The 17,744-nt window shown below is 58.9% G+C and carries 15 protein-coding genes and 1 pseudogene; 7 read left to right on the top strand and 9 right to left on the bottom strand.

All coding sequences use genetic code 11. The features are described 5' to 3' along the window. Nucleotides 1-887 (top strand): calcium-binding protein (locus LZ686_RS18385; RefSeq protein WP_349548709.1); only part of this gene is annotated, 887 nt, incomplete at its 5' end. Nucleotides 888-1,056: 169 nt separating this feature from the next. On the opposite strand, the gene LZ686_RS18390 is transcribed toward LZ686_RS18385, so the two are convergent. Then, on the bottom strand, nt 1,057-2,253 hold the full coding sequence (locus LZ686_RS18390; protein ID WP_349548710.1) for a calcium-binding protein: 1,197 nt from the start codon (nt 2,251-2,253) through the stop codon (nt 1,057-1,059). 381 nt (nt 2,254-2,634) lie between these two features. Between LZ686_RS18390 and istA the strand changes: the two genes are divergently transcribed. Together istA and istB are read left to right on the top strand one after the other, a co-directional pair. Beyond that, nucleotides 2,635-4,167, top strand: a complete 1,533-nt coding sequence (gene istA / locus LZ686_RS18395; RefSeq protein WP_349548711.1) for an IS21 family transposase — start codon at nt 2,635-2,637, stop codon at nt 4,165-4,167. After that, nucleotides 4,157-4,950: pseudogene (gene istB, locus LZ686_RS18400) on the top strand (IS21-like element helper ATPase IstB). Before istA ends, istB begins: the two are co-directional and overlap by 11 nt. A gap of 236 nt (nt 4,951-5,186) precedes the next feature. On the opposite strand, the gene LZ686_RS18405 reads toward istB, so the two are convergent. The 8 genes from LZ686_RS18405 to LZ686_RS18440 form a co-directional block, all read right to left on the bottom strand. Next, a complete protein-coding gene (locus LZ686_RS18405; protein WP_349548712.1) occupies nt 5,187-5,729 on the bottom strand; it encodes an MOSC domain-containing protein in 543 nt (180 codons plus the stop codon). A gap of 138 nt (nt 5,730-5,867) precedes the next feature. After that, nucleotides 5,868-7,796: a PAS domain S-box protein gene (locus LZ686_RS18410; RefSeq protein WP_349548713.1), complete on the bottom strand. Its 1,929-nt coding sequence runs from the start codon at nt 7,794-7,796 to the stop codon at nt 5,868-5,870. Nucleotides 7,797-8,117: 321 nt separating this feature from the next. After that, complete coding sequence (locus LZ686_RS18415) at nt 8,118-8,564, bottom strand: GNAT family N-acetyltransferase (protein WP_349548714.1); 447 nt, start codon at nt 8,562-8,564, stop codon at nt 8,118-8,120. 386 nt (nt 8,565-8,950) lie between these two features. Then, nucleotides 8,951-10,438, bottom strand: coding sequence for an aldo/keto reductase (locus LZ686_RS18420; RefSeq protein ID WP_349548715.1), 1,488 nt, complete (start codon nt 10,436-10,438; stop codon nt 8,951-8,953). Continuing rightward, entirely contained in the window at nt 10,431-11,417 is a 987-nt protein-coding gene (locus LZ686_RS18425) for a branched-chain amino acid ABC transporter permease (RefSeq protein WP_349548716.1), read from the bottom strand. The genes LZ686_RS18420 and LZ686_RS18425 overlap by 8 nt, the downstream gene beginning before the upstream one ends. Further along, nucleotides 11,414-12,328: a branched-chain amino acid ABC transporter permease gene (locus LZ686_RS18430; RefSeq protein ID WP_349548717.1), complete on the bottom strand. Its 915-nt coding sequence runs from the start codon at nt 12,326-12,328 to the stop codon at nt 11,414-11,416. The genes LZ686_RS18425 and LZ686_RS18430 overlap by 4 nt, the downstream gene beginning before the upstream one ends. Continuing rightward, nucleotides 12,325-13,059 (bottom strand): ABC transporter ATP-binding protein, encoded by a 735-nt coding sequence (locus LZ686_RS18435; RefSeq protein ID WP_349548718.1) that lies wholly within the window; start codon nt 13,057-13,059, stop codon nt 12,325-12,327. The genes LZ686_RS18430 and LZ686_RS18435 overlap by 4 nt, the downstream gene beginning before the upstream one ends. Next, entirely contained in the window at nt 13,056-13,832 is a 777-nt protein-coding gene (locus LZ686_RS18440; RefSeq protein ID WP_349548719.1) for an ABC transporter ATP-binding protein, read from the bottom strand. Before LZ686_RS18440 ends, LZ686_RS18435 begins: the two co-directional genes overlap by 4 nt. A gap of 124 nt (nt 13,833-13,956) precedes the next feature. On the opposite strand from LZ686_RS18440, the gene LZ686_RS18445 reads away from it, so the two are divergent. From LZ686_RS18445 to LZ686_RS18460, 4 genes are read left to right on the top strand one after another with little or no spacing between them, the layout of a single operon-like run. Beyond that, the gene (locus LZ686_RS18445; RefSeq protein ID WP_349548720.1) at nt 13,957-14,673 is read left to right on the top strand and encodes a GntR family transcriptional regulator; all 717 of its coding nucleotides are present in this window, start codon (nt 13,957-13,959) and stop codon (nt 14,671-14,673) included. Further along, nucleotides 14,666-15,010 carry a TIGR04076 family protein gene (locus LZ686_RS18450; protein ID WP_349548721.1) on the top strand — a complete coding sequence of 115 codons (345 nt, stop codon included), beginning with the start codon at nt 14,666-14,668 and terminating at the stop codon, nt 15,008-15,010. The genes LZ686_RS18445 and LZ686_RS18450 overlap by 8 nt, the downstream gene beginning before the upstream one ends. A 1-nt stretch (nt 15,011) precedes the next feature. Next, on the top strand, nt 15,012-16,067 hold the full coding sequence (locus tag LZ686_RS18455) for an aldo/keto reductase (protein WP_349548722.1): 1,056 nt from the start codon (nt 15,012-15,014) through the stop codon (nt 16,065-16,067). A gap of 49 nt (nt 16,068-16,116) precedes the next feature. Then, entirely contained in the window at nt 16,117-17,373 is a 1,257-nt protein-coding gene (locus LZ686_RS18460; protein ID WP_349548723.1) for an ABC transporter substrate-binding protein, read from the top strand. Nucleotides 17,374-17,744 lie beyond the last annotated feature (371 nt).

A 17,744-nucleotide genomic window follows, 5' to 3' on the forward strand; every position in this document is an offset into this window, starting at 1 on the left:
GAGGCGGTACGGACACGGTACGGACGACCGTGTCTTACGCGCTTGCGGCCAATGTGGAGAACCTCGTTCTGAACGGGAATGCGCACCTCAACGGCAACGGGAACGGGCTCGCCAACAGCATGACCGGAAATGCCGGCAACAACGTTCTCAATGGCGGACTGGGCGCCGATACCTTGATCGGAAACGCCGGCAACGACAGCCTCTTTGGCGGTGACGGCAACGACAGGCTCCTGGGCGGGTTCGGATTTGACCGGTTGTTCGGAGGCACAGGGAACGACTTCCTGGACGGGGGCCTCGGCGCTGACACCCTCGACAGTGGGGCGGGCAACGACACCCTTCTCGGCGGTGACGGAAATGACAGGCTTCTGGGTGGCCTGGATGCCGACCGGCTGTTTGGTGGATCAGGGAACGACTTCCTGGACGGAGGTATCGGCGGCGACTGGCTGGAGGGCGGTGCAGGCAATGACACGCTTGCGGGTGGTGCCGGCAACGATGCGCTCTTTGGTGGCCTGGGCAATGACAGACTGGTCGGAGGCGTAGGCAAGGATCAGTTGGCGGGAGGCCTGGGCGCAGATCAGTTCGTGTTCACGAACCCGCTGGACTCTGGTGCAGGGCCTGCCGGTCGGGATGTCATAACAGATTTCAATCGGGCCCAGGGAGACAAGATCGACCTGTCAGCGATCGACGCGAACCTGCGCCTGGCGGGCAACCAGGCGTTCGAGTTCGTGGGCACTGACGGTTTTTCGGGGTCTGCAGGCGAGTTGCGCTACCAGCAAGCTAACGGCACAACGCTGATCTTTGCCGACATGGATGGTGATCAAAGGGCAGACTTCTCGCTCGAGCTGTCCCGGCAAGTCATCCTGGGTGAGAACGACTTCCTGCTCTGAGCTCTGTGTTCCTCCGTGCGTAAGGCGCGGAGGAACCATGGCCTAAAGATAGCAGCAGTCAAAGCGTCCGCGCAAACACCGCGAGATTTCCTGCTGGTCCAGATGCCGTGCAACAGGCATATGGATGCGCCGTCGTGGTTAACGAATGCGGGACAGGTTCCAAACTACCTCAGATAAAGTCGAAGACCCCGTTCAAGAGAACTGAATCACCACCACCGAAGTTCAGGAGCGTTCCTTCACGGACCTCTGTGGCACTGTAACTCCTCCCGCCGAGGTCCAGGGCATCCCGGCTGCTCTCGAACCCATAGACGACATCCGCATCGTCGCCTGACCGAAACATCAGCACGTCTCGAGCGCCGTCACCCCTGTTTCCGTCACCGATCCAGATACGGTCATTGCCATTGCCGCCTTGAACCGTGTCACGCCCCATGGATCCGTCCAGCGTATCACGACCGCTGCTGCCCACCAGACGGTCGTGACCCCACCTTGTATTGAAGTTGATGCCGTTTCCCGAACTTGAGATCACAGCGCGTGACGCGTCGATGACGTCGTTGCCTGCATGCGTCCAGCCAAGTTCGAAGTTGTCGAAGCGCAGTGCGGCGGTTCCGCCGATACCGGTGCTGGCATTGCCTGAAAAGGCCCCGTCAGACAGGACACGATCAATCGTGACGCTGACACCGTCGATACCCACGGTGTCATTGTTGGAATAGATGTCGCCGCGTTTGATCCAGATGTTGATCAGGTCGTTTCCCGAGCCGCCGTCGATCGTATCATTACCGGGGTTGTGGTTGGCATCACCGTTTCCCCACCGGATGTTTTCGTCACCGGCGCCGCCGTAAATCAGATCATTGCCGGTATTAGAGTGGATAAAATCGTTTCCGCCATCGCCGCTGATGGTATCATTGCCCGAACCTCCATCAATAACGTCGTCAAACTGCGATCCTGAGATGCGGTCATTTCCAGCACCGGTGAAGATCGACAGACCGTGGGCGGATATTCCGCTACCGGAGGTGTTCACAGTGGCGTTTGTTGCATAGACAACATCGTTACCCGAGGTGCCGTAGATGCGCTCGATGCCAGTGAAGTCCAGGCGCTCGCTGCCGATCTGAACGCTGCCACTCTCTGTCGAGCGCATATCGATGCGTGCGCCGACTGAGCCCTCCAGGATCAGCTTGTCACCACCGGGGTTGCCGGGCGTATAGGGATTGGCATCGTACCGCTCCACTCCGGTACCGCCGTGATACGTGTCGTTGCCCATTCCGGCCTGCCAGTGGAAGGTGTCCAACCCTTCAAGACCCCAGACTATGTCTGATTGTGTCGTGCCCCGCATCGTATCGTCCGAACTCGACCCTCTGATTGTCGCCATTCCAGATCCCGTCCCATTACCGTTGCTCTTTGGTCGGGAACGTTATGTGGTGTTGGTTAACGCTTTATTACCAGAATTTCCGCCGGGCATGACCCACCGGCAAATTTTTGCGTCGGGCCATTAAGACTGCGCGGATCCTTGCATTTGTGCGAGCTTGAAAAGGGGGCACTCCGACCTTTGGATGCTACCGAAGAAGAGTGGGTGTGCTGGGCTGGTGAGGGGACATTCTCAATTCCTGCAACTTTGCGCGCATGAATCGATCGCCGTTGTGTTGATTTCCACCCAGAACTGAGCCGGGTGAGTGCATAATTTCCACTGAGAAGTGAGCCATGTGAACCTTCCCCCATAGCGGTCAGCGGCGGGGGTAACGGAGTGATCCACATGGGGCTTTTGAACATCATCCGACGCATGCACTTGCGCGAGAAGCTGTCGATCCGCGAGATCGCTCGTCGCACGGGTCTTTCGCGCAATACCGTGTCAAAGCATCTGGCGGCGAACACGATCGAGCCAAAGTTTGCGGCGCCGGAACGTGCAAGCAAGCTTGACCCCTTCTCGGAGAAGCTGGCCGGCTGGCTGAAGACGGAGATCGGCAAGCCGCGCAAGCAGCGACGAACGCTGAAGCAGATGCACGCCGATCTGGTCAAGCTCGGCTTCACCGGATCCTACAACCGCGTGGCCGCCTTTTCGCGGGACTGGCGCGCGGACCGTCAGCGTGAGCAGCAGACGGCAGGACGGGGGACCTTTGTCCCCTTGTCCTTCAGTCCGGGCGAGGCCTTCCAGTTCGACTGGAGCGACGACTTCGCCATTTTGGGTGGAGAGCGTACCAAGCTTCAGATGGCCCACATCAAGCTGTCGCACAGCCGGGCCTTTTTGCTGCGCGCCTATCTGCTGCAGACCCACGAGATGCTGTTTGACGCCCACTGGCACGGGTTCCGGGTTTTTGGTGGCGTGCCTGCCCGGGGCATCTACGACAACATGAAGACGGCAGTGGATCGTGTCGGCCGCGGCAAGGAACGAGAGGTCAACATGCGCTTCCTCGCCATGACGAACCACTATGTCTTCGAGCCCGAGTTCTGCAATCCGGCAGCGGGTTGGGAGAAAGGGCAGGTCGAGAAGAATGTAAGGGACTCCCGTCACCAGTTGCTTCATGGAATGCCTGACTTCGCAGACCTCGCCGCGTTGAATGTCTGGCTGGAACAGCATTGTCTGGAGCTGTGGAAAAGCACGGCGCATGGGACGCGGCCTGGCACGATCGCTGATATCTGGGCCGAAGAACGGGCTGCCTTGATGCCGTTGCCGGTGGCCTTTGACGGCTTCATCGAGCTGAGCAAGCGCGTCTCGCCCACCTGCCTGATCAGTTTCGAGCGCAATCGCTATAGCGTTCCCGCGTCATTCGCCAACCGTCCCATCAGCTTGCGGATCTATCAGGACCGACTTGTCGTGGCGGCCGAGGGTAACATCCTGTGCGAGCATCCTCGCGTGATTCAACGCAGCCACCAGCTGCCGCCGCGGACGATCTACGATTGGCGGCACTACCTGGCTGTCCTTCAGCGCAAGCCCGGAGCGCTTCGGAATGGCGCACCTTTCCTGGAATTGCCGCCTGCCTTCAGGCAACTACAGGGCCAAATGATACGCAAGCCGGGCGGCGATCGTGAGATGGTCGATATCCTCGCCCTGGTTCTGCAGCATGACGAGCAGGCCGTGCTGACGGCGGTGGAGCTGGCCCTGGCCGAAGGCGTGGCGACCAAGACCCATGTGCTGAATCTCCTGCACCGCTTGGTCGATGGGAAGGTGGTTGGCGGGCCGCCCCTGGATACCCCGCAGGCGCTGGCCCTGCGGCGCGAGCCATCGGCCAATGTCGAGCGCTACGACAGTCTGCGCAGCCAGACCGAAGGAGGCCGTCATGCGTCATGATCCCGCCAGCGGTGCCATCGTCATCATGCTCCGCAGTCTGAAGATGCATGGGATGGCGCAATCGGTCACTGACCTCATCGAACAAGGGGCGCCTGCTTTTGACGCTGCTGTGCCGATCCTGGCTCAGTTGCTGAAAGCGGAGCTGGCCGAGCGCGAGGTCCGTTCCATTGCCTATCACATGAAAGCGGCGCGCTTCCCCGCCTACAAGGACCTCTCGGGGTTCGACTTCGCCGCCAGCGAGATCAATGAAGCGACTGTGCGTCAGCTGCACTGCGGCGAGTTCATGGAGGGTGCGCAGAATGTTGTGCTGATCGGTGGCCCAGGGACCGGAAAGACCCATGTGGCGACGGCATTGAGCATTCAGTCCATCGAACAGCACCGCCGGCGGGTCCGCTTCTTCTCGACTATCGAACTGGTCAATGCCCTCGAGCAGGAGAAGACAAGGGGGAAGGCCGGACAGATTGCCGAAAGTCTCAGCCGCCTCGATCTCGTGATCCTGGACGAGCTGGGCAATCTGCCCTTCAGTGCATCAGCGGCGCTTTGCTCTTCCATCTGCTGAGCAAACTCTATGAGCGCACTAGCGTGGTCATCACCACCAATCTCAGCTTCAGCGAATGGGCCACGGTCTTCGGCGACGCCAAGATGACCACCGCGCTGCTCGATCGCCTGACCCACCGTTGCCACATCCTGGAGACCGGAAACGACAGCTTCAGGTTCAAGGCAAGCTCAGCCGCAGCGGCCACGAAAAAGAAGGAGACAAACCATACCTTGACCCCTCTATGACCCTATATCCATAATCAGAGGTGGCTCACTTCTCGATGGAAAACCCGGCTCAGTTCTGGGTGGAAATCAACACAATTAGCACACTGTGACCTTGGCTATCGGGCTATTCTTGACCAAAGCACGAGGCTGGCAGCGGGCCAACATCGACTGCCGGCAATGGGCTCCTTGCATAACAACAGGCCAGCAACATTGATGACAACGATGTAGCAATAAGCTGCCAATCGACAAGTGCGTCATCAAATCGGCTCAAGCGGTCTGTGGGGCAGCGGTGGGTAGATTACGTCGATTCCATCATCTTTCCTGACAACGCCGCCGGTTTTGACTGTCGCCATGATTCCGGACTTTCGGACAAGGCGTCCGTCTGTGCCCTTGTCGAGCACCGCCTTCATGAGACCTTTCTGGAACTTGTCGATCTGCGAGCAGGGGTTTCGCAAGCCGGTCACCACCAAAGCCACATCAGGTCCAATACGCAGAACAGTACCCTGCGGGAGGGCCAGGAGATCAAGATTGGTGGTGGTGATATTCTCGCCCAGATCGGCAGGCTGAATGCGGAAACCGTTTTCTGCAAGCTCTTTAAAAAGCTCCGAGTGGATCAGGTGGACCTGACGCAAGTTGGGCTGTGTGGGATCTGCGGTCACACAGGATCGGTGCTTCACAGTTGACCCCTGGTGCGCGTCTCCTGCAACGCCGAGCCCTTCCAGAAGAAGAATTTCGAGAGCCGGATTTTTTGAGAAGCGATGCCCCTTGGCTTTCGCCACTGCAACCACGGTGCCTGCCATAGACATCTGAACCTCTGTCATAACTGTATAAGGCTTAGGCCGTCCAAGAGAGGCCATTCAAGTTGCGCGCAGTATTTCCGGTCCCGGGTGTCGTACATACAATCGGAGCAACTCGTCACGTTGGGTCTGCGTGGGAAGCTATCGGAGTGCGATCTTGTCTATTTCAGCTCGCAACTGCTCCTGCAGATAGGGTTTGGCGAGTCGGGGGAGTTTGAGATCGTCGTCACTAGGCAGTTCCGCATAACCAGTCGCAAGCAGTATCGGAAGCGTGGGCCGAAGTCTTCGTGCCTCTCTGGCCAGCTCGCCGCCGTTCATCTTTGGCATGGAAAAATCAGTGATAAGCAGATCGAACACCGCATCCGACTTAAGAATATCCAACGCTTTGGCACCCGAATACGCAGCCGTGACTGTGTGACCAAGATCCTCAAGCATATCCACTGTGCTCATGGCAATCAGTGCATCGTCGTCGACCATCAGAACGCGTAATGCCCGCGTGCCGGTCTCGGCGAGGACGAATTGAGAGGCCGTGGGCGGGATGCTTACGTCGATTATATCGGTTGCTGGCAACCAGAGCTCAGCCTTCGTTCCGTGACCGACCGAGCTTTCAAGATGCAGCTGGCCGTTAAGTTGCAGTGCCAGGCCATGGATCATGGAAAGACCCAGGCCACTGCCTTTTCCGATGCCTTTAGTCGTGAAGAAAGGCTGCGTCGCCTTTTCCAAGGTCAGTGAATCCATGCCCTGACCATCATCGGAGACGATAAGACGCACATAGCCAAAGTCCGAACTGGCCGACGGATGATGATCGACGCATACGGTAATTGTTCCACCTTCGGGCATGGCATCGCGGGCGTTCAGGACCAGGTTCAGCAGGGCTAGGTCGAATTGATTGTCGTCTACCAATGCCAGTGGCACCGGGCGGGAAAGATCCAGTTGCAGGTCGATAAGACTGCCGACGGACTGGCGCAGCAGACCTGCCGCCCGTTCCACAAGCTGGGCAAGGTTTCGCGGCTCGATAGTCAGATCCTGACGCCGGGCAAAAGCAAGCATGCGCTGCGTTAGGGTAGCCCCGCGCTGCGCACCCTGCATCGCGCCATCGATCAGCCGAGCTGCACGCTCGTCACCGACAAGACGTTTGGACAGCAGGTCCAGGTTCGACATCACCGCTGTCAGAAGGTTGTTGAAGTCATGCGCGACACCGCCAGTCAACTGGCCGAGGGCCTCGAGCTTCTGACTTTGCAGCAAGGCGGTTTGCATGAGTTGCAAGTCCTGCTCATGCTGGCGGGCTTCAGTGAAGTCACGGCCGATAGCAATGAATGTGTCGCCATCCGGGTCCGGAACGACCGTCCAGCCGATCGGCTTGTAGTCACCAGCGCTGGTCAGGATGCGATTTTCAAACCGTACCGGGCTGCCGGTATCGCCCATTTGGGCCAAGGCTGTCAGCGTTTCTTCGGTATCGTCGGGATGCATGAAATCCGAATACGGCCTGCTCAGCAGTTCGGCTTCGGAAAACCCCAGAAGACGCGTCCAGGCGGGGCTGACCGCCAGCATCATGCCGTTGTAGTCAGCCCGGGCCAGCATATCGGACGACAGGGTCCATAATTGGTCACGTTCTGCCGTCCGCGCGGTCAGGACATTTGCCTGGTTATGCTCTTCGGTCACGTCACGACCAATACCATAGAACCTATCCCCACCCGGTTCGGGAGAAAGTGTCCAGACAAAGGTCCGCCAGCTCCCGTCAAATGTCCGCAAACGATTTTGCAGTCGTGTTGGTTTCTGCGTTGATTTCATATGCTCCAGCAACGAGCGAATCCCGGAAATTTCGTCTGGATGCAGGATCCCTGTATGATGCTGTGTCAGCAGCATGCTCTCCTGATGACCAAGGACACGGCCCCAGGATGGGTTCACCCGAAGTAGTCTGCCAGAATAGTCCACGACAGCTAACAGATCCGGGCTGAGATCCCATAACCTGTCGCGTTCCGCAGTTCGCTCGACCAGCTCTTCACCGGCAGACGGTGAAGACGTGTCCGTTGTGTTAGGGGCGGAAGGGTGAGGCAGTTCGCGTGGCATCAAGAATAGTCCATGTTGCAGCTCGTTATGTGTTCCAAGACACTGCAGGCGCGGTCATGGAGCCGTCTCCGTTAGACAGACTATATCATCATCTGATGCAAGACCCTGCTGATCCCATCCGTCGGATAGGGCTTTAGAAAGGGCCCCGCTTTCGGCGGCGGTCCTCATCCTTCCGTTGAGAATGCCTGCTGCAATAATGAGGCGCGCACGCAGGGCACCGACCGGAGATGCGACTATCAAATCCAGCCGTGAACAAGAGTGCACCGATATGACACAGTTGTCATCAAAGCGTAGATAGGTCTGCCGCAGCACCCACCCGTTTCACGCAAGCACCTTCTCGAAGTAGACCCGGTTAAAGCCATCCTCCGTGCGGCGGGCCACTTCGGTATAGCCAAGCTTGAGATACATCGTGAGGTTCTCGGCCATCGTCTCGTTCGTGTAAAGATGAACGGCTCTGAAACCTCTATCACGGGCAGCATTCTCGCAGAACGCAATGAGCGTCCTCCCGACCCCATGCCCTGCTGCCTCAGGAAGCACGGCGACATTCTCCAGAAGCATATGATCATCTTCGGCGTAAAGGACGACGAAGCCCTGAAACGTACCTTGATCATCCGTTGCTATGAAGACGTATCCTGCAGCGATCTGAGAGGCGTAGTCCGCGACCATCGGTGCCGGGACCCGGCCAATCCGTTGAACATACCGGGCATATGCCTTTACAGCACATTCCTTGATTTGCATTTCATCAGCGGCGTGGGCCTGCCGGATCATTTTGCCCTCTCAAGTTGAAACTGAATGGGGTTGGGTTACTGACCAAAGGCCCGACCCGTGAAGACCTGTCGCAAGAAGCCGGCAGCATCTCAGGTGGGACAGCGCTTCTATAAATAAACCGCGCGGTCCCGTATTCGAATATCGTCCATTCGGCCAAAGCTGCCTGCTTGTAAATTGATGATAGCTTCAGTCGTCTCTCCCCCTACAAGGCCATCCACATCAAGTTTAGAGTTGCTGGCCAGATCGGCAGGCATCGTTAGACGTCGGCACGCATCTTTTGATCTAGACTTGTAACCTCGAGAGCTGACCATCCCGGAATGAGACATACCCTAAATATGACGCGTCACCGCTTTGTAGCGGCAGTTATCGCAAAATGTATAAGAGGCTTAAGTGGGGAGGACTGCCTCGGCCTCTATCTCGACCTGATATGGACCGATTAAACGAGCGGCCTGGAGCAGCGTGTTGGCTGGCGGATGCTCTCCGAAGAAACGCCCGTGAGCGATGGAAACTGCCTCACAGTCATCGGCGTCGATCAGGTAGATACGAGTGCGGACAACATGACAGGGTCCCGCACCAAGAGCACGTAGAGCGGCAACGATCTTATCAAGGATATAGGTCGTCTGCGCTCCGGCATTGCTTGGGGCGACCGCATGATTGTCGCCATGCGTCGCTGTGGTGCCCGACACGAGAATTCGGTTCTCAACCCGAATGGCGCGGCAGTAACCTGCGATAGGCTCCCAACGCGAACCGGTAAAGACTCTGGAACGGTCCAGAAGGGCGGCATCGGGTATTGCAGGATGCACCGGCGGGATCGCATCCAGATGGTGGGACAGATCCCCCGATGCCGTTAAGAAGGGGGGCTTGCGGTACTCGTCGCCACAGTCGCCGGGCATGACGGTCATCTTAGAGAATACCGCATCCAGACTGGCGTAATCCTGTGAATCCAGCGCAAAGCCGAAGATGCGCTGGTTGTCGGTCCGATGTTCGGCCTCAGTGATCCGAGCGCCGATGATTGTGGCCGCGACAGAGGGCGTATCAAGCACCCAACGCGATGCCACGTTGGAGAGCGATACCCCATGTTTCCGTCCAATGTTGTGCGCTGCTGCCAGAAGTTCCTGGAACAGGTCCCAGCCACCGGCGGCATCGATGAAACGTTTGTATTTCATCCGTGACCAGTCTGAGATCTCCGTCGGCTCGGCCCGTCCCAGCCACTTTTCGGAAATGAAGCCACCGCAAAGCGTGCCGTAGGCCAGCAGTCTGACCCCTGTGCGCATGCAAAGCTCATTCAGCGCACCAGCGGCACGGCGGTCCACAATTGAGAAGCTGACTTGGTTCGAGACAATCAAGATGCCCTCGGCCAAAGCAACTTCCAGGTGCGCCGCGTCGAAATTGGTGACGCCTATCGCACCGATTAGCCCTTCTGCTCGCAGCGCCTCGATTTCGCGCAGGGCATCCAGCCAGCGTGGGTCTTCGAAGCTCCACCAGTGAAATTGCAGCAGATCGATGCGGTTGGTGCGCAGGCGGTTCAGCCGGTCCTGAATGCCAGCGCGAACAATCTCAGCCGTCATGGGTCCGGGTTCGGGGCACCACTTGGTGAAGGCAGTCACACGCGACAGGCCGGGACGCGAGGTCAGCTCGCCGGTGATGATTTCGGCCGTACCGTAATGGTCGGCCATATCAAAACTGTCGAAACCCGCGAGCGCATAGGCTTCCAGCCGATCAGCGGCTTGGACGGGGTCCAGCGTATTCCCATCCTTTTCAAGATCCGCGACCTGCCACAAGCCGCAGACAAGCCGGGCAATGTTCAGGTCCGGCGCAAGGTCAAAGCGCGGCACCATGGGAAGGTCGTCGGCCGGAGGATTCGTGTCAGGCATTGGTCTTGGTTCCTTGCGAAATCTTTCGGCCCCCGGATGTCCGGCGCCGCTTCAACGTGCCGGCCTCGCCCAGAATGCCGCGAGGGCGCAGCAGAAGTACTGCGCAGAGCGCCACGCCGATCATCACGATCTGTATCGAAGCGGCGCGCGCCTGCTGCTGGATGGGAAAGAGCGAACTGACGGCCGAACCGGAGATCGCCCAGATTGCCCAGACCAACACTGCGCCCAAGATTGCGCCCCGCATGTTGCCCGACCCGCCGACGATCAGCATCGTCCAGACTTGGAAGGTCAGAATTGGCAGATAATTCTCAGGCGCGATGAAGCCGATGAAATGGCCCTGTGCGGCTCCGCCGATCCCCATGACGAAGCCACCGATGGCGAAGGCTTGAAGTCGATAGATCACGGGGTTCTTTCCAAGTGCCCGGGCTGCCGTCTCATCCTCGCGTAGCGCCCGCAGCACCCGGCCCCAGGGCGACCTGACCAGATGTTCCAGAGCCAGATAGCAGGCGAGGACGGTGACCGTCATCACTCCCAGGTTCGCCAGTGAAAAAAGGTCCGCATTTCCTTGAAGCGAAGCGAAAGGCCGAGGAATGAATCCGATACCGAACGGTCCGCCAGTCAGTCCTTCCAGATTCAGGATCGCCAGCTGAATCACCACCGCCGCGCCGAATGTCGCGATGGCAAGATAATCCGATCGCAGCTGCAACGTCAGCGCCCCGATGACAAGACATAACAGTCCTGCGCCCAGACCGCCCCCCAGCCACCCTACAAGGATCGGTAAGTCGAACCCGCCAATACGACCTTCGATGGCCGGGGTGGTCAATATGGCCGAAACGTAAGCTCCCACCGCCACAAAGCCGGCGACACCGACGTTGAAGACCCCGGTTTGGCCCCATTGAAGGTTCAAGCCCAGGCAGATCACCGCATAGGTCAGCGACATGGTGAGGAAGAACGCTGCATAGGACAGTAGGTCGATCATGCTGCGGCCTTCCCAAATATGCCCTGCGGACGCAGCAGAAGTACCGCGACCAGAATGACGAAGGATACGGCGGCCCGCCATTCGGCACCGATGAACTGAACGGTCAACGCCTCGGCCAGGCCAATGCCGATCCCGGCTAGCATCGCCCCCGGCACCGAACCGATGCCGCCCAGGATGGCCGCCGCAAAAAGCGGTAGAAGCAGGTCATGACCCATGGTCGGCCGGATCTGCACGACGATGCCGGACATGATTCCGGCCACCGCCGCCAGGGCCGCGCCCAGAATCCAGACCGTTCGGATGACCGCGCGCGTGTCGATGCCTACAAGGGTTGCCAGCTGCGGGTCCTCGGACACGGCACGCATCGACCGGCCCGCGGCGGTGCGGGTCAGAAACAAGTGAACCATCAGCACCAGCACTGCCCCAAGGGCAATGACAAGCATCTGGTCAGGCGTTGCACGCAGGCCTGGCAGGATTTCGCGGCCGATCTGAAGCGCCGTCGAGAAGTATCTGGGGCTGGAGGTATAGGCGAATTCCAGGACGTTGCGCATCGCCAGGGCCGCCCCGAAGGAGGCCATCACGAGGATGATCGTCACCGCCCCTGCGCGACGAAGCCGTCCAAACAGCAGCGCGTCTGCGCACAAAGCTAGCATTGCCGTCAGGATAACGGACATTACCAGGGCGATCGGAACCGACCATCCGAAAGAGAATGGCCCCAAAGGGGTCCCCAAACCTGGCAGAATCGCCCCCAGCAGTCCGCTAACGGTCAATGCCAGGTAGGCTCCCCAACTGAGAAGCTCTCCATGGGCGAAGTTGGCGAAGCGCAGGATGGAATAGGTTAGCGTGACGCCAATCGCGCCAAGCCCAATGATTGCGCCGTTCACCAACCCGTCCATTATCGGTTGAAGCATCATACTCGTGCCTCCTTGCGATGGCCGCCAAGGTAGAGTTCTGCGACAATGGGGTCATCGGCCAGTGCAGCCGAAGGGGCATCGTGAACGACCCGACCTTCGACCAGAATGACGCCACGGCTTGCGATTCTCAGACCGGCCCGGACATTCTGTTCGACAAGAATGATCGTGATCCCCATGGCGTTGATTTCGCGCAAGCGGTCGAAGACCTGCGCCACCATCAATGGCGACAAACCCGCAGACGGCTCGTCAAGGATCAGGACCTGCGGATTGACGATCAGCGCGCGGGCCACGGCCAGCATCTGCCGCTGTCCGCCCGACAGGCTTCCGGCACGGGTGTTCATTCGACCTGCCAGGTCGGGGAACATGATGGCCATTGCTGCGACGCGATCGGCGCGCTGCTGCTTGGGCAGGATCTGGGCCGCCAGCTGCAGGTTCTCTCGGATGGTCATCTGGGCAAAAATATTTTCTGTCTGCGGTACGAAGGCCAGCCCTTGGTGGAGACGCAGATGCCCAGGCAGGTCCGTGATATCTGTTCCGCGCAGCCTCACCGCTCCAGCATGAACCGGAACCAGTCCCGCGACGGTTTTGACCAGCGTCGATTTGCCTGCACCGTTGGGTCCCAGAAGCACGACGAATTCGCCACTTTCCACCGCCAGATCGACGCCCCTCAGGATCGACAGATCGGGTTGGTAGCCGGCCAACAGGCCAGTGATGGATAGCGCACTGATCATTCGGTATCACCCAGATAGGCTTGCATAACGCCGGGGTCGCCGATCACCGACCCAGGGGTGCCTTGCGTCAGTTCCCGACCAAGCGCCATGACCACGACCCGCGTGCACAGCCGGGCCATCATGTCCATATTATGCTCGATCAAAAGTATCGAGACGCCTTGGGCGTTTAGGGCGGTGATCCGCTCCATGATCTGCTCCAGAAGCGAAGGGTTCACGCCGGCCGCAGGTTCGTCAAGCAGGATCACCTTCGGGTCGGCCATCAGGATGCGGGCCAGTTCCAGCAGCTTGCGTTGTCCACCGGACAATACGCTTGCGGGTTGGTCAATCAGATGGGTCAATAGCAGGAAGTCGATGATATGGCGGGCCTTCTCCAGCGCTTGGGCCTCATCTCGGCGCGAAGCGCCAATGCGGAAGGCCGCGCCGAAGACACTTTCGCCACATTGTTTTTGTGCCCCGCAAAGAACGTTCTCCAGCACAGTCATGCGCGCAAACGGCCGGGGTATTTGGAAAGTCCGACCCAAGCCGCGACCAAGCCGTTTTTCCGCGCCTTCGGTGGTCACATTCGTGCCCATGACCTCAATCTGTCCCGAAGAGGGCAGCAGCGAACCAGCCAGCATGTTGAACATCGTGGTCTTGCCCGCACCATTCGGACCTATCAATCCCAGTAGTTCACCCTGGGCGAGCGATAACGACATGCCATCGACGGCACGCAGCCCCTGAAAACTGCGACATAGATCACGGCCTGCAAGAACGACGTGTTGCGTCCTGTCCATTCCACTTTCCCCGCGCCTGAGCAGTCACAGGACCGCCGGCTTGCTTGTATCTTTGATCAAAGATTATTGACACAAACCTGTGATGCAAGCAAAATTATAGCGGTGGATCGGAATGAGGGGCCCGATGAATAACACTCAGGCACATGTTGCGACCGTTCCGGGGTTGCGCCCTGTCGGCCGCGCATCGTTGCAACAGCGGGTCTATGACGAACTGACCACGTCGCTGATGCATGGCGCCTTTGCGGCCGGGCAGGTGCTGCGGATGCAGGCGGTCGCCGATACCTTAGGTGTTTCGATCATGCCCGTGCGCGAGGCGATTGGTCGGCTGGTCACTGAACGTGCGTTGGAAGTGATGCCCAATCGCTCAACCCGGGTGCCGCTGATCACCGAGGCCCGTCTGGACGACTTGGCGCGGGCGCGGTGCCTGATCGAGGGTGAGCTGGTACGTTTGGCCGTCCCGCAAATGGATGCCGACACGCTGGCATTGCTGCGACGCCAGACCGACGCCTGCGAAGCTGCCTTTGCCCGCTTGGACGAGGAGCATGCCACCGAGACGTCGGTTCTCAACCATGAATTCCACTTCACCATCTATCACGCCGCCCGATCCAAGGTGCTTCTGCCAGTTGTGCGGAGCCTATGGATGCAGTCCAGCCCCTGCGTTCGCGCCTCGGCAATCATCTATGGGCGCAATCCGTCGCTGACTGCAGTCCATCACCACTGGGCGCTGATCGATGCGCTGGAGGCTCGCGATGCCGGGAGGGCGGTGGCGGCCCTGCATGCCGACATCACGCAATCCTTTGACCTTATTCGTGCAGATATGAAGAAGGCCGAACATGAGTGATGACAGTTTCGAGCTGTGGGACCTGAGGGTCGAGGTGATCGCCCCTAAAGGTGGCGCGATCTATTGCAATGCCCGCCCCGGAGATTGGTTCGAGCTGCGCGGCGAGATGCTTTACCTTCCGCCGGGGCAGGGGTTCTCGATCTATTCGCTGGCTGCGGTGCTCCCCCTGCTGGCGGCCAAACAACGCGACACCCATCCCAATGACTGGATGAGCACCGACGCCGAGATCGCGTGTCCCGACCCAAATTGTTCTACCCGGTTCCGCATCACACGTATCAAGCGGCGCCGGTTCAGCCATGCCGAGACCACCGCCGTCCCGCTGCACAAGGAGAGCTGACATGACCCTGCCGCGCACCACGCTGGCCCCCGGTTACGAAATTTCCCGCGTGATCCGCGGAGGTTGGCAATTGGCGGGCGGACATGGCCCGATAGAACAGGCCGAGGCGCTCGATGACCTGATTGCAACAGCCGATGCGGGGATCACTACCTTCGACTGCGCCGACATTTATACCGGCGTTGAGGAGATCATCGGCGGCTTTCGTGCTGAATATGCCAAACGGCACGGTGCCGACGCCCTGTCGAGGATCCGCGTCCATACGAAATGCGTCCCTGATCTGGACAAGTTGGCCCACTTGACCCGCCCTATGCTGCGCGAGACGATTACCCGTTCGGCTGCCCGCCTCGGGGTCGAAAGGCTGGATCTGGTGCAATTCCACTGGTGGGACTACGCAATGGGCGACTGGCTGCAAGCCGCGCATTGGCTGAAGGAATTCCAGGACGAGGGACTAATCAACCTTCTCTCTGCCACTAACTTTGATACCGATCACGTGGCAGCTATGTTTGATTCCGGCATTCGGCTCGCAACGCTGCAGACCCAATATTCATTGCTGGACCGTCGGCCGGAAAAGCGGATGGCGGCGCTGGCAGAAAAACAGGGGATGCAGTTTCTGTGCTATGGCACGGTTGCGGGGGGGTTCCTGTCGGACAAATGGCTGGATCAACCTCGTCCGCAGGGCCAGATGGAGAACCGGTCGCTGACCAAGTATCTGCTGATCATTCAAGATCTTGGAGGCTGGGACCTGTTTCAGACGCTGCTCCGGACCCTGCGCGGTATCGCGGACAGGCAGGATTGCGACATCGCAACCGTGGCATCAGCCACAGTGTTGACCCGCCCCCAGGTCGCCGGCGTCATCGTCGGAGCGCGCAACCGTGATCACCTGGATGCCAACCTGCGGATCGGACAAGTCGTCCTGGCAGGCGATGATCTGTCAGAAATCGAAGCAGTTCTGAGCCAGGCCAGCCAGCTGGACGGCGATGTCTATGAACTGGAGCGAGACCGCCACGGGCGGCACGGTTCGATCATGAAATACAATCTCAACAAAGAAGAGGCCTAAGCCTCCGACCCTTTACACACCGGGTTTTTCCCAACAGGAGCATCTTGGAATGAGCAGAGTTTTCCTAGCCTCCGCGACCCTTGCCGCACTCGCGACCGGCGCCATGGCCCAAGACTGCACGGTCAAGGTCGGTATGGTCATGGAGCTGACCGGCCCTGCCGGCGTCTACGGTCAGGCAGGCGCGAAAGCCGTGGAGATGGCATTTCGCGATATCAACGAAGCTGGAGGCGTCCTCGGTTGCCAGATCACCTCTGACACCCGCGATAGCCAGAGCCAGGGCAACGTCGCCGTCGATCAGGCCACGCAGTTGGTCAATATTGGCAAAGTGCCCGTCTTGATCGGGGGCATCATTTCTTCTGTATCCATACCTATCCTGACCTCGGTGACAGGGCCGGCCGGGGTGGTTCAAGTGTCTCCCGCTTCATCTTCGCCAACGCTGACTGAGCTCGGGCAAGACGGCAAGACGGGAGGCAACTTCTTTCGCACGATTACCTCGGACGCTCTGCAGGGAACGGCAGCAGCGCAATATGCCATTGATCAGGGCATGAAAAAATTGGCCATCATTCACGTGAACAACGATTTTGGCGTGAACATGATGCGCGAATTCACCAGCGCCTACGAGGCGTTGGGAGGAGAAATCACCTCGGTCACCCCTTATAACGAGAAGCAGGCAAACTATGCCTCAGAGGCGACCGCCGCGCTGCAAGGTGATCCGGAGAGCCTATACCTGATTTCCTATCCGGTGGACGGCGCGACCATCGCACGGGCCTGGATTTCCTCTGGCGGCCCGCAAAGCTTTCTCCTGAACGATGGCATGAACTCATCGGATTTCATCACCGCTGTAGGAGCGCAGTATCTTGACGGGGCATATGGAACGTCGTCAGGAACGGCCGAGACAGCATCAACTACCTACTTTTACGAGAATTTCGCCGACTTTTCTGGCGGGATTGCACCCGACGCGCCCGCTGCTGACCGATCCTATGATGCAGGCGCCATCGTAGCGCTGGCGATTGCCCAGGCTGGGGAGGCCACTTCCGAGGCAATTCGCGCCGCGATCCCAGAAGTTACGGGCACTGAGGGTGAGCCAATCTATGCCGGGTCCGAGGAGTTCAAGAAGGCGCTCGACCTGATCAAAGCTGGTGAGAAAATCCGTTATGAAGGAGTGATCGGTCCGGTGGTCTTTGATCAGTATGGCGACATCACTGGCCCTTTCCGCTTGTGGAAAATCACCAGCGGCGAAGTGGAGACCACCGGCACCATGTCGCCCGACGAGGTCGCGGAAGTAAAACAGGCCATCTCAAACTAAGCATCTGTTGGAATGAATCTGTCAGGCTCACCTCTCCAAATTGCGTAGTTGTATTCGGAGAGGTGAGGGTCAGCCGATGTGCTCAATCGGTTCAAGAACCATGGCTGGCGGCAGCCTTTAGCCTGCGCACGCAATTATATAATAATATGAAGGAGCAGCGGCTTTAACTTTTGTCCAAGGCTTCTGCTTCTTCCACACATTTCCGGATGTGTTTCTCTAAATCACTGGATAGCATATCTGTCGATGCACCAGGACCAGACGGCATCGACGGCACTGCCGGACGAAGATGACCGCTTCCGCACCAGGTAGAACCCCGTGTCGGCATCGAAGCCTGCGTCGCCGAGGTTCAAAAGGCGCCCCCCATCCAGATC

This window comes from Paracoccus sp. NFXS7 (assembly GCF_040148865.1).
Lineage (GTDB): Bacteria > Pseudomonadota > Alphaproteobacteria > Rhodobacterales > Rhodobacteraceae > Paracoccus > Paracoccus marcusii.

Bases quoted from the DNA above. Each gene is read 5' to 3' on its own strand.
- LZ686_RS18415 (WP_349548714.1), bottom strand. From the start codon at position 8,564: ATGATCCGGCAGGCCCACGCCGCTGATGAAATGCAAATCAAGGAATGT.
- LZ686_RS18440 (WP_349548719.1), bottom strand. From the start codon at position 13,832: ATGGACAGGACGCAACACGTCGTTCTTGCAGGCCGTGATCTATGTCGC.
- LZ686_RS18455 (WP_349548722.1), top strand. From the start codon at position 15,012: ATGACCCTGCCGCGCACCACGCTGGCCCCCGGTTACGAAATTTCCCGC.
- LZ686_RS18430 (WP_349548717.1), bottom strand. From the start codon at position 12,328: ATGATGCTTCAACCGATAATGGACGGGTTGGTGAACGGCGCAATCATT.
- LZ686_RS18425 (WP_349548716.1), bottom strand. From the start codon at position 11,417: ATGATCGACCTACTGTCCTATGCAGCGTTCTTCCTCACCATGTCGCTG.
- LZ686_RS18410 (WP_349548713.1), bottom strand. From the start codon at position 7,796: ATGCCACGCGAACTGCCTCACCCTTCCGCCCCTAACACAACGGACACG.
- LZ686_RS18445 (WP_349548720.1), top strand. From the start codon at position 13,957: ATGAATAACACTCAGGCACATGTTGCGACCGTTCCGGGGTTGCGCCCT.
- LZ686_RS18450 (WP_349548721.1), top strand. From the start codon at position 14,666: ATGAGTGATGACAGTTTCGAGCTGTGGGACCTGAGGGTCGAGGTGATC.
- LZ686_RS18405 (WP_349548712.1), bottom strand. From the start codon at position 5,729: ATGGCAGGCACCGTGGTTGCAGTGGCGAAAGCCAAGGGGCATCGCTTC.
- istA (WP_349548711.1), top strand. From the start codon at position 2,635: ATGGGGCTTTTGAACATCATCCGACGCATGCACTTGCGCGAGAAGCTG.
- LZ686_RS18390 (WP_349548710.1), bottom strand. From the start codon at position 2,253: ATGGCGACAATCAGAGGGTCGAGTTCGGACGATACGATGCGGGGCACG.
- LZ686_RS18435 (WP_349548718.1), bottom strand. From the start codon at position 13,059: ATGATCAGTGCGCTATCCATCACTGGCCTGTTGGCCGGCTACCAACCC.
- LZ686_RS18460 (WP_349548723.1), top strand. From the start codon at position 16,117: ATGAGCAGAGTTTTCCTAGCCTCCGCGACCCTTGCCGCACTCGCGACC.
- LZ686_RS18420 (WP_349548715.1), bottom strand. From the start codon at position 10,438: ATGCCTGACACGAATCCTCCGGCCGACGACCTTCCCATGGTGCCGCGC.